The 9,831-nt window shown below is 73.3% G+C and carries 8 protein-coding genes; 7 read left to right on the top strand and 1 reads right to left on the bottom strand.

Features of this window, described 5'->3' with window-relative positions; all coding sequences use genetic code 11:
• Positions 1–4: 4 nt before the first annotated feature.
• Complete coding sequence (locus tag A2CP1_RS15565; RefSeq protein ID WP_012634149.1) at positions 5–673, bottom strand: NAD(P)H-binding protein; 669 nt, start codon at positions 671–673, stop codon at positions 5–7.
• Between the two features lie 241 nt (positions 674–914).
• On the opposite strand from A2CP1_RS15565, the gene A2CP1_RS15560 reads away from it, so the two are divergent.
• From A2CP1_RS15560 to A2CP1_RS15530, 7 genes are all read left to right on the top strand, one after another.
• Entirely contained in the window at positions 915–2,192 is a 1,278-nt protein-coding gene (locus A2CP1_RS15560; protein WP_012634148.1) for an acetate/propionate family kinase, read from the top strand.
• Positions 2,193–2,212: 20 nt separating this feature from the next.
• Complete coding sequence (gene pta, locus A2CP1_RS15555; RefSeq protein ID WP_012634147.1) at positions 2,213–4,357, top strand: phosphate acetyltransferase; 2,145 nt, start codon at positions 2,213–2,215, stop codon at positions 4,355–4,357.
• 140 nt (positions 4,358–4,497) lie between these two features.
• Positions 4,498–4,977: a cupin domain-containing protein gene (locus tag A2CP1_RS15550; protein ID WP_012634146.1), complete on the top strand. Its 480-nt coding sequence runs from the start codon at positions 4,498–4,500 to the stop codon at positions 4,975–4,977.
• Positions 4,978–5,022: 45 nt separating this feature from the next.
• Positions 5,023–5,640 carry a histidine phosphatase family protein gene (locus A2CP1_RS15545; protein WP_012634145.1) on the top strand — a complete coding sequence of 206 codons (618 nt, stop codon included), beginning with the start codon at positions 5,023–5,025 and terminating at the stop codon, positions 5,638–5,640.
• A 408-nt stretch (positions 5,641–6,048) separates the two neighbouring features.
• Positions 6,049–7,212 carry a TRAP transporter substrate-binding protein gene (locus A2CP1_RS15540; protein WP_012634144.1) on the top strand — a complete coding sequence of 388 codons (1,164 nt, stop codon included), beginning with the start codon at positions 6,049–6,051 and terminating at the stop codon, positions 7,210–7,212.
• Positions 7,213–7,221: 9 nt separating this feature from the next.
• The gene (locus A2CP1_RS15535) at positions 7,222–7,896 is read left to right on the top strand and encodes a TRAP transporter small permease subunit (RefSeq protein WP_012634143.1); all 675 of its coding nucleotides are present in this window, start codon (positions 7,222–7,224) and stop codon (positions 7,894–7,896) included.
• A complete protein-coding gene (locus tag A2CP1_RS15530; protein WP_012634142.1) occupies positions 7,893–9,812 on the top strand; it encodes a TRAP transporter large permease in 1,920 nt (639 codons plus the stop codon). Before A2CP1_RS15535 ends, A2CP1_RS15530 begins: the two co-directional genes overlap by 4 nt.
• Positions 9,813–9,831: the final 19 nt, after the last annotated feature.

The following is a 9,831-nucleotide window of genomic DNA, read 5'->3' as shown; positions in this document are numbered from 1 at the left end:
GGCGTCAGCGCCCCAGCGCGTGCAGCGCCTCGCTCTCCACGATGCGCACCGGCTCCGCGGACCCGTCGAGCGCGAGGCGTACGAGCGCGCGGGCGACGGTCTCCGCTGGGACGGGCGCGTGGCGCCGCTCCCTGCCGAGCAGCGCGAACGCGGCGCGGGCGAGCGGGAGCGCGAGCCGCTCGCCGAGCCGGGGCTCCTTCCGCGCGCCGCGATCGTCGATGAAGGACGGGCGGAGCACGGTGAGCTGCGCGTAGCCGAGGCGCGCCAGCGCCTCCTCGGCCTCGCCCTTCGTCCGCAGGTAGAAGCTCCTCGAGCGCGGGCTCGCGCCGAGCGAGCTCACCAGCACGAAGCGCCGGGCGCCGCTCGCCCGCGCGGCCTCGCCGAACGCGACCGCCGCCTCGAGGTCCACTGCCCGGAACGCCTCCCGCGACCCGGCCTGCTTCATGGTCGTGCCGAGGCAGCAGACCGCCACGTCCACCGGCTCCGGCAGCGCCCGCTGGATGGCCGCCGGATCGCGGAGGTCCGCGATCCGCGAGGAGAGCCGGGCGTGCTCGACCGGGAGCGCGCGGCGGCCGACCGCGATCACGCGGGCGACGTCGTCGCGGGCGAGCAGGCGGCGCAGCGCGAGGGAGCCGACGAGGCCGGAGCCGCCGGCGATGACGAGGGTCCGCATGGCATGGGATTAACCCGGCGCGCCGCGCGCCGCGATGCGTCAGCGAACGCGTGACCACGATCAAGACGCGGCTCGGTGCGCGGAATTGCCGCGAGTGGCTCTTGCGCACCCTGCGCCCCACATGAGAGCGTGACCGTTCCGAGGCCATCGCGTCCGCGAGGCTTACGGCCCCAGCCCAAGTCCCGTCCAGACTCCGTGCCCGTCGGCGCGACGGAGCCCTCATCTCCTGGAGGTAGGTGGCGTGATCGTTCTGGTGCTGAACTGCGGAAGCTCGTCGGCGAAGTTCGCGGTGATCGACGCCGTGACCGGCCGGGAGCTGGTCTCCGGCGTGGCGCAGCGGGTCGGCTCGGCGCAGGCGACCCTCGACTTCAAGGTGGAGGGCAGGAAGGAGTCGCGCCTCCTGCACGGCGCCGGGCACGAGCGGGCGCTGCGCGCGGTGGTCGAGCTCCTGGACGAGCTCGGGGTGGCCCACGAGATCGCCGGCGTCGGGCACCGCGTCGTGCACGGCGGCGCCAAGTTCTCCGGATCGATGCCCATCACCCCCGCGGTGGTGGCGAAGATCGAGGAGTGCATCCCGCTCGGCCCGCTCCACAACCCGGCCAACCTGCTCGGCATCCGCATCGCCCAGGAGCTGTTCCCGGCGCTGCCGCAAGTCGCGGTGTTCGACACCGCCTTCCACCAGACGATGCCGTCGCGCGCGTACCTGTACGCCGTGCCGTACGAGTGGTTCGCGAAGCACGAGGTGCGGCGGTACGGCTTCCACGGCACCAGCCACCGCTACGTGTCCCAGCAGGCGGTGAAGCAGCTCGGCCTGGATCCGGAGGATCACGCGGTGGTCACGGCGCACCTCGGGAACGGCTGCTCGCTCGCCGCGGTCCGCAACGGCGCCAGCATGGACACGACCATGGGGCTCACCCCGGTGGACGGGGTGGTGATGGGCACGCGCAGCGGCAACATCGACCCGTCGATCATCGCGCACATGAAGAAGGCGCTGCACTGCACCGCCGACCACGTCATGGACGAGCTGAACCGGAACTCCGGCCTGCTCGGCATCTCCGGCCTGTCGAACGACATGCGCACGCTGCAGGAGGCGGCCGCCGAAGGGCACGAGCGGGCCCAGCTGGCCATCGACAAGTTCTGCTACTCCGTCGCGAAGGCCGCCGCGGGCATGTTCGTGTCGCTGGGGCGGGTGGACGCGCTCGTGTTCACCGGCGGGATCGGGGAGAACGCGGTGGACGTCCGGGCCCGCATCGTGGAGCTGCTCGGGTTCGCGGGCTTCGCGCTCGACGCCCACGCGAACGCGTTCCACGGCAAGGCGCTCCGGGGCCGGATCACCCGCACGACCAGCCCGATGGCCGCGGTGATCGCCACGAACGAGGAGCTGATGATCGCGATGGACACCGCCGAGATCGCGTCCGCGCACGGGCACGTCGAGGCCCACGGCCAGGCGGGCGCCGCCCCCGCGGAGGGCGCCGGGGACGCCGAGCGGCCCGCCGCCGAGCGGCGCGCGTTCGCCTGAGGGCCGGGGAGCGCACGCACATGGCCCATGTCCTCCTGCTCGCGCCGGCCGGGCGCCAGGTCGGCCTCACCACCGCCTGCCTCGGCCTGGTCCGCGCCCTCGATCGCCAGGGCGTCCGGGTGGCGTTCGCGAAGCCCATCGCCGCGCGCGGCGAGGACCGCGTCTCCGCGCTGGTCCGGCTCGGCTCCAGCCTGCGGCCGCCCGACCCGATCCCGCGCGCCCAGGCGGACGCGCTGCTCGCCTCCGGCGACGACCAGACGCTGATGGAGCGGGTGGTGGCGCTCTGCGCCGGCGCGGCCGAGGGCGCGGACGTCCTGGTGGTCGCCGGGATGTGGCCCGAGCCCGGGATGGTGCACTCGGCGCGGGTCAACGCGCTCATGCTGAAGGCGCTCGACGCGGAGCTGGTCCTGGTGGGCTCGCCGCGCGGCGAGACGCCGGCGGAGCTGGCGGACGCGATGGCGATCGCGGCGCGCGGGCTCGGCGGGTTCTCCGACGGCGAGCCGGTGAGCTGCTTCCTGAACCGCGTCGCCCCGAGGACGCCGGCCGCACGCGTCGGCGAGTCCCGGCCCATCTGGCTGGAGGCGGGGGAGGAGGCTGAGCTCCCACCGGAGGAGATCGAGACCTACCGCACGGCGCTGGAGGCGGAGCGGCTCCGGCCGATCGCGGTGGTGCCCGCTCGGGGCGACCTCGCCGCGCCGCGCGTGAAGGACCTCGCCGAGGCCATCGGGGCGCGGGTCCTCCGCGCGGGCGATCTCGAGGGCCGGCGCATCCGGCACGTGGCGCTGTGCGCCATGGCGGTGCCGGGCTCCATCAAGACGTTCCGGCCCGGCACGCTCGTCATCACCCCGGGCGACCGGAGCGACATCCTGCTGGCCGCCGCGCTGGCCGTGCTGAACGGCGTGCCGCTCGCGGGCGTGCTGCTCACCGGCGGTGTCGAGCCCGAGCCCCACGTCTTCGAGATGTGCGACTCCGCGCTCCGGGCCGGGCTGCCGGTGCTCGCGGTGGAGCAGGGCAGCTACGCCGCCGCGACCGCGGTGGCGGGCATGAACCTCCAGGTGCCGCCCGACGACCCCGCGCGCGTGGAGCGCGTGATGACGGCGGTGGCCGACCTCATCGACCCCGCCTGGCTGCGGTCCCGCGCCGCGACGAGCCGCGTGCGGCGCCTCTCGCCGCCCGCGTTCCGGCAGCGGCTGGTGGAGGCGGCGCGCGCCGCGAACAAGCGGATCGTCCTGCCGGAGGGCGCCGAGCCGCGCACGGTGGCCGCGGCGGCCATCGCCCAGGAGCGCGGGATCGCGCGCTGCGTCCTGCTCGCCGACGCGGACGAGGTCCACGAGGTCGCGCGCCGGCAGGGGATCGCGCTGCCGCCGTCGATCGAGATCGTCGATCCGGTGCGGGTCGCGCCCTGGTACGTGGCGCCGCTGGTGGAGCGGCGCGCGGCCAAGGGGATGACCGCGGCCCAGGCCGCGCAGGAGCTGGGCGACGCCGTCATGGTCGGCACCATGATGATGGCGCTCGACGAGGCGGACGGGCTCGTCTCCGGGGCGCTCCACACCACCGCCCACACCATCCGGCCCGCGCTGCAGATCGTGAAGACGGTGCCCGGCTGCGACCTGGTGTCGAGCGTGTTCTTCATGTGCCTCCCGGAGCAGGTGCTGGTGTTCGGCGACTGCGCCGTGAACCCGACGCCCAGCCCCGAGCAGCTCGCCGACATCGCGATCCAGAGCGCCGACTCGGCCGCCGCGTTCGGGATCGAGCCCCGCGTGGCGATGCTGTCCTACTCGACCGGCACGAGCGGCGCGGGCGAGGAGGTCGAGAAGGTGAAGCGCGCGACCGAGCTCGCGCGCGCGGCGCGGCCGGACCTCGCCATCGACGGGCCGCTGCAGTACGACGCGGCGGTCATGCCGGACGTGGCGCGCCAGAAGGCGCCGAAGTCGAGCGTGGCCGGCCGCGCGACGGTGCTCGTGTTCCCGGACCTCAACACCGGGAACGTCACCTACAAGGCCGTGCAGCGGAGCGCGAACGTGGTCAGCATCGGCCCGATGCTGCAGGGGCTGGCCCGGCCGGTGAACGACCTGAGCCGCGGGTGCCTGGTCGAGGACATCGTCTTCACGATCGCGCTCACGGCCATCCAGGCGCAACAGCTGGCGGCGCGCCGGGCGCGCTGAGGCACCGGGGCACGTCCGGGTGCGGGACGGCCGGGGCGTCCCGCCGAGGGCTGCTGGTGGCGGTGGCGGTCGAATGCGAGGCGGCCGGCGCCGCGGGCGCTATGCTCCGCGCCCCACCGTCCGCCACGAAGGAGCACCGCATGAGCCCGCCCGCGCCCCCCATCGCCCTCGAGGCCGCCACCGCCCCCTCGCGCAAGGGCGCCCAGCTCGTCCCCGAGCCGTTCGCGACGCGCCTCGCGCGGCGGGTCAAGCACGCCCTCGGGGATCCGTTCGGTCTGAAGGCGTTCGGGGTGAACCTCATGCGGCTGCCCGCCGGCGACACCTCGGCCATCCACCACCGGCACACGGTGCAGGACGAGTTCGTGTACGTCCTCGAGGGCCACCCGACGCTCGTCACCGACGACGGCGACGTGCAGCTCGCCCCCGGGATGTGCGCCGGCTTCCCCGCGAGCGGGCGGGCGCACCACCTCGAGAACCGCACCCAGCAGGACGTCGTCGTGCTGGAGGTGGGCGACCGCGCCACCGGCGATCAGGTGATCTACCCGATGGACGACCTCATGCTCGTGCCCGGGCCGGACGGCCGGCGGCGCTTCGTGCACAAGGACGGGACGCCGTACTGAGCGCCGCGCTTGGCGGTCCGGGCCGGCGAGGGTAGGTTCGGGCGGATGCCGCCGCCCGAGCGCCACCTGCTCCTCGCCCGCCACGGCGAGACCGACTGGAACGCGGCCGGGCGCCTGCAGGGCCAGACCGACGTGCCGCTCAACGCGACGGGGCGGGCGCAGGCGCTCGCCCTCGCGGCCCGCCTCCGCGCCGAGGGCATCCGCGCCATCGCCTCGAGCGACCTCTCCCGCGCGCGCGGCACCGCGGAGATCGTGGGCGGGGCGCTCGGCCTGGAGCTCGCGCTCGTCGACGCGGACCTGCGCGAGCGCGGCTACGGCGCGTGGGAGGGGCTGACCCGCGGCGAGTGCGAGGTGCGCCACCCCGACGCGTGGGCGCGCCACCTCGCCGACCCGCGCACGCCGCCGCCCGGCGGCGAGACCCACGACGCGCTCCTCGCGCGCGTGGTGCCGGCCGTCCACCGGGTCGCCGAGCGCCTCGCCTCGCCCGCGTTGCTCGTGACGCACGGTGGAGTCATCCGGGCGTTCCTCTCCGCCGTCCTCGATGCCGGCCCCGGCGGCCGGGTGGTCGCGCCGCGCCTCGTCCCGAACGGCGGCGTGTGGCGCGTGCGCCTCGTGGCCGGCCGCGTGATCGGCGCCGTCGCGCTCGACGGCATCGAGCCCTGATGAGAGCACGTGAACCAATCCCCTCCCGTCGCCGCGGCGGCCGATCCGCGTCGCATCGCTTCGTTGCTCCTCCCTCACATGCCGACGGGCATGCTCGGTCGTCGCGCCTCGCGCTGCTCGCGTCTCGACCGCCTGGCTCGGTCCGGGGATTGATTCACGCGCTCTGAGCGCCAGCCCCGACCCCACCGGCACACCCCGCGGCGGTGCGTGACGCGCCGAGGGTGCCACGCCCGCGGCGCCCGCTGCGGGGGGCGAGGCGCGACCTCGCTCGCCCCGGGCGGTGCCGGCTTGACGGATCGTCAATCGGCGCCACGCCGAATTCGGCGCGCTGTACCCGGACGAAGGATTGCCGGTGCCCCGGACAGCACAAAGAACCGCTGACCACCCCGATTTCCGGGAGGAGCGCGCATGAAGAAGACCACGAGCAGGTCCCAGCCGGACACCGCCCCGAAGGCTTCCCGCCGTTCGTTCCTGAAGAAGGCCGCCCTGGGCGCGGCGGGCGTCGCGGCAGGGGCGGCGGCGCCGGCCATCCACGTCGCGCAGGCGCCCATCACGCTGCGCTTCCAGAGCACCTGGCCGCAGAAGGACATCTTCCACGAGTTCGCGCAGGACTACGCGAAGAAGGTGAACGAGATGTCCGGCGGGCGCCTCAAGATCGAGGTGCTCGCGGCCGGCTCGGTGGTGAAGGCGTTCGACCTCCTCGACGCGGTCTCGAAGGGCACGCTCGACGGCGGCCACGGCGTGGTCGCCTACTGGTACGGCAAGAACACCGCGCTGGCGCTGTGGGGCTCCGGCCCCGCGTTCGGGATGGATCCGAACATGGTGCTCGCCTGGCACCACTACGGCGGCGGGCGGCAGCTCCTCGAGGAGATCTACAAGTCCCTCAACCTCGACGTCGTCTCGCTCATGTACGGACCCATGCCGACCCAGCCGCTGGGCTGGTTCAAGCAGAAGCCGGTCGCGAAGCCGGACGACATGAAGGGGCTCAAGTTCCGGACCGTCGGCCTCTCCATCGACATCTTCAACGGCCTGGGCGCGGCGGTGAACGCGCTGCCCGGCGCCGAGATCGTGCCGGCGATGGACCGGGGGCTGCTCGACGCCGCCGAGTTCAACAACGCCTCGTCCGACCGCGTGCTCGGGTTCCCCGACGTCGCCAAGATCTGCATGCTGCAGAGCTTCCACCAGTGCTCGGAGCAGTTCGAGATCCTGTTCAACGGCAAGCGCTTCCAGGCGCTGCCGACCGACCTCAAGTCCATCATCTCGACCGCGGCGCAGGCCGCCTCGGCGGACATGAGCTGGAAGGCCATCGACCGCTACTCCACCGACTACTTCGAGATGCGGGACAAGCAGGGCGTGAAGTTCTACTCGACGCGCCCGGAGGTCCTGAAGCGGCAGCTCGAGATCTGGGACGGGGTCATGGAGAAGCGCTCGGCCGAGAACCCCATGTTCAAGAAGGTGCTCGAGTCGCAGCGCAAGTTCGCGCAGCGGGCGGCGCGCTGGCAGAACGACACGAACGTGGACTTCAAGATGGCCTACAACCACTTCTTCGGCGGGAAGAAGAAGGCCACGTAGGAGCGCCGCATGCAGCGACTCCTCCTCGCGGTGGACCGGCTCTCCACCGCCGTCGGCCAGGCGTTCGCCTGGCTCATCGTGGCGATCACCGGGCTCGTGACGTGGGAGGTCTTCTCGCGGAAGTTCCTCGACGCCCCGCACGCCTGGGCCTTCGACGCGCAGATCATGATGTACGGCGTCCTGTTCATGATGGCGGGCGCCTACACCCTCGCGAAGAGCGGCCACGTGCGGGGCGACGTGCTCTACGGCTTCTTCCCGCCGCGCGTGCAGGCCGGGCTCGACCTCGTCCTGTACGTCGCGTTCTTCGTCCCGGGCGTGCTGGCGATGGTGTACGCCGGGTGGACGTACGCCGCGGAGTCGTTCGCGATCCGAGAGCACTCCACCATCACGGTGGACGGGCCGCCCATCTATCCGTTCAAGGCGGCCATCCCGCTCGCGGGCGGGCTCCTCCTGCTGCAGGGTGCGGTCGAGATCGTCCGCTGCCTCGCCTGCCTCCGGGCCGGCGAGTGGCCGTCGCGCACCCAGGACGTGGAGGAGGTGGACGTCGACAAGCTGAAGGAGCTCGTCCACGTCAAGGACGAGGACCTCGCCGCCCTCGACGCGCTGGTGGTCCGGCGCGAGGGCGGCGCCGCGGGGCCGGGCGACGAGCCGCCCGAGGCGGGTCGGAAGGACACGCGGCCATGAGGAAGGAGCTCTGGTTCGGCCTCGGCATGATGGCGGTGATCGTCGCGATCACCGCGTGGATCATGCCCGCCCCGGCGCAGATGACCGGCGGCCACCTCGGGCTGCTCATGCTGTCGCTCGTGGTGGTCGCGATCATGCTGGGCTTCCCCACCGCGTTCACGCTCATGGGCATGGGCGTGCTCTTCGCGTGGCTGGCGTACCGCTTCGACAACCCCGCCATCGCCACGCAGCAGACGCTCGACCTCATGGTCCAGCGGACCTACGCGGTGATGACGAACGACGTCCTCATCTCGATCCCGCTGTTCGTGTTCATGGGGTACCTCGTCGAGCGGGCCAACCTCATCGAGCGGCTGTTCAAGAGCCTCCACCTCGCCATGGCCTTCGTGCCGGGGTCGCTCGCGGTCGCCACGCTCGCCACCTGCGCGCTGTTCGCGACCGCCACCGGGATCGTCGGCGCGGTGGTGACGCTCATGGGCCTGCTCGCCTTCCCGGCGATGCTCCGCTCCGGCTACGACATCAAGCTCTCCGCGGGGGCGATCACCGCGGGCGGCTGCCTCGGCATCCTCATCCCGCCCTCGGTGATGCTCATCCTGTACGGCGCCACCGCCGGCGTCTCGGTGGTCCAGCTGTACGCGGGCGCGTTCTTCCCCGGCCTGCTGCTCGCCGGCCTGTACATCGCGTACGTGGTGCTGATCGCGCGGCTCCGGCCGTCGCTCGCCCCGCCGGCCACGCTGGAGGAGCGGACGGTCACGCTGCCGGAGCCCTCTCGGATCCTGGCGGGCGGGCGGCGCCGGCTGGCCGTCCCGGCGCTGCTCGGGGCGCTGGCGCGCCCGCGGCCCGGCGTCGGGCGCCGCTGGGCGGGGCGCCAGCTCGCCGCCGCGCTCCTGCCGGCGGCCGCGCTGGCCGCCGGGATCGGCGTCGTGCACGGCGTCGTGACCGCCGAGCGCGTGGTGGACACCGGCGGCCTCGTCGAGGTGGGCGACGGCGACGCGGCGGCCGAGGAGACGTACCAGGGGGCGGAGCTCGCGCCGCTCGAGGACGACGGCGCTCCGGCGGAGGCCGGGGCCGAGCCGGTGCCGACCGCAGGGGACGACGCGAAGGTGGAGGAGGTCCGCGAGGCCGGCGCGGAGGCGCGGGTGCCGGCGGCGCCGGCGGACCGCAAGCCCGCCCCGGCGGCGTTCTGGATCGCGGTCGCTGCGGCGCTGGCCGCGCTCGCCGTGCACTACGGCATCTTCACGCTCGAGCGGCTCGAGATCCTGAAGATGCTGCTCACCAGCTTCTTCCCCCTGACCACGCTCATCCTCGCCGTGCTCGGATCGATCGTGTTCGGGTGGGCCACGCCGACCGAGGCGGCCGCGCTCGGCGCCGCCGGCGCGATGGTCCTCACCGGCGCCTACCGGCAGTTCAGGTGGTCGGTGCTGAAGGAGTCGGTGTTCCTGACCGCGAAGACCACGGCCATGGTGTGCTGGCTGTTCGTGGGCTCGTCGATCTTCTCGGCGGCGTTCGCGCTGCTCGGGGGCCAGGGGCTCATCGAGCGGTGGGTGCTCGGGCTCGACCTCACGCCCATCCAGTTCATGGTGCTGGCGCAGGCGATCATCTTCCTGCTCGGCTGGCCGCTGGAGTGGACCGAGATCATCGTGATCTTCATGCCCATCTTCATCCCGCTGCTCGGGCACTTCCAGATCGATCCGCTCTTCTTCGGCCTCCTGGTGGCGCTCAACCTCCAGACGGCGTTCCTCTCGCCCCCGGTGGCCATGGCGGCGTTCTACCTGAAGGGCGTCGCGCCGCGGCACGTGACCCTGAACCAGATCTTCGCCGGGATGATGCCGTTCATGGCCATCCAGATCCTGGCGCTGGTGCTGCTCTACGTGTTCCCGCAGATCGGGCTCTGGCTGCCGCGCGTTCTCTATCGGTGAACGCGCCAGGGCGCGGTGC

The organism is Anaeromyxobacter dehalogenans 2CP-1, from assembly GCF_000022145.1.
Lineage (GTDB): Bacteria > Myxococcota > Myxococcia > Myxococcales > Anaeromyxobacteraceae > Anaeromyxobacter > Anaeromyxobacter dehalogenans.
Note: the sequence above shows the minus strand (reverse complement) of the source record. Positions and strands in the feature narration are given on the sequence as shown.

Excerpts from the sequence above, each read along its gene's own strand:
- A2CP1_RS15565 (WP_012634149.1), bottom strand. The coding sequence starts at position 673 with ATGCGGACCCTCGTCATCGCCGGCGGCTCCGGCCTCGTCGGCTCCCTC.
- pta (WP_012634147.1), top strand. The coding sequence starts at position 2,213 with ATGGCCCATGTCCTCCTGCTCGCGCCGGCCGGGCGCCAGGTCGGCCTC.
- A2CP1_RS15550 (WP_012634146.1), top strand. The coding sequence starts at position 4,498 with ATGAGCCCGCCCGCGCCCCCCATCGCCCTCGAGGCCGCCACCGCCCCC.
- A2CP1_RS15545 (WP_012634145.1), top strand. The coding sequence starts at position 5,023 with ATGCCGCCGCCCGAGCGCCACCTGCTCCTCGCCCGCCACGGCGAGACC.
- A2CP1_RS15540 (WP_012634144.1), top strand. The coding sequence starts at position 6,049 with ATGAAGAAGACCACGAGCAGGTCCCAGCCGGACACCGCCCCGAAGGCT.
- A2CP1_RS15535 (WP_012634143.1), top strand. The coding sequence starts at position 7,222 with ATGCAGCGACTCCTCCTCGCGGTGGACCGGCTCTCCACCGCCGTCGGC.
- A2CP1_RS15530 (WP_012634142.1), top strand. The coding sequence starts at position 7,893 with ATGAGGAAGGAGCTCTGGTTCGGCCTCGGCATGATGGCGGTGATCGTC.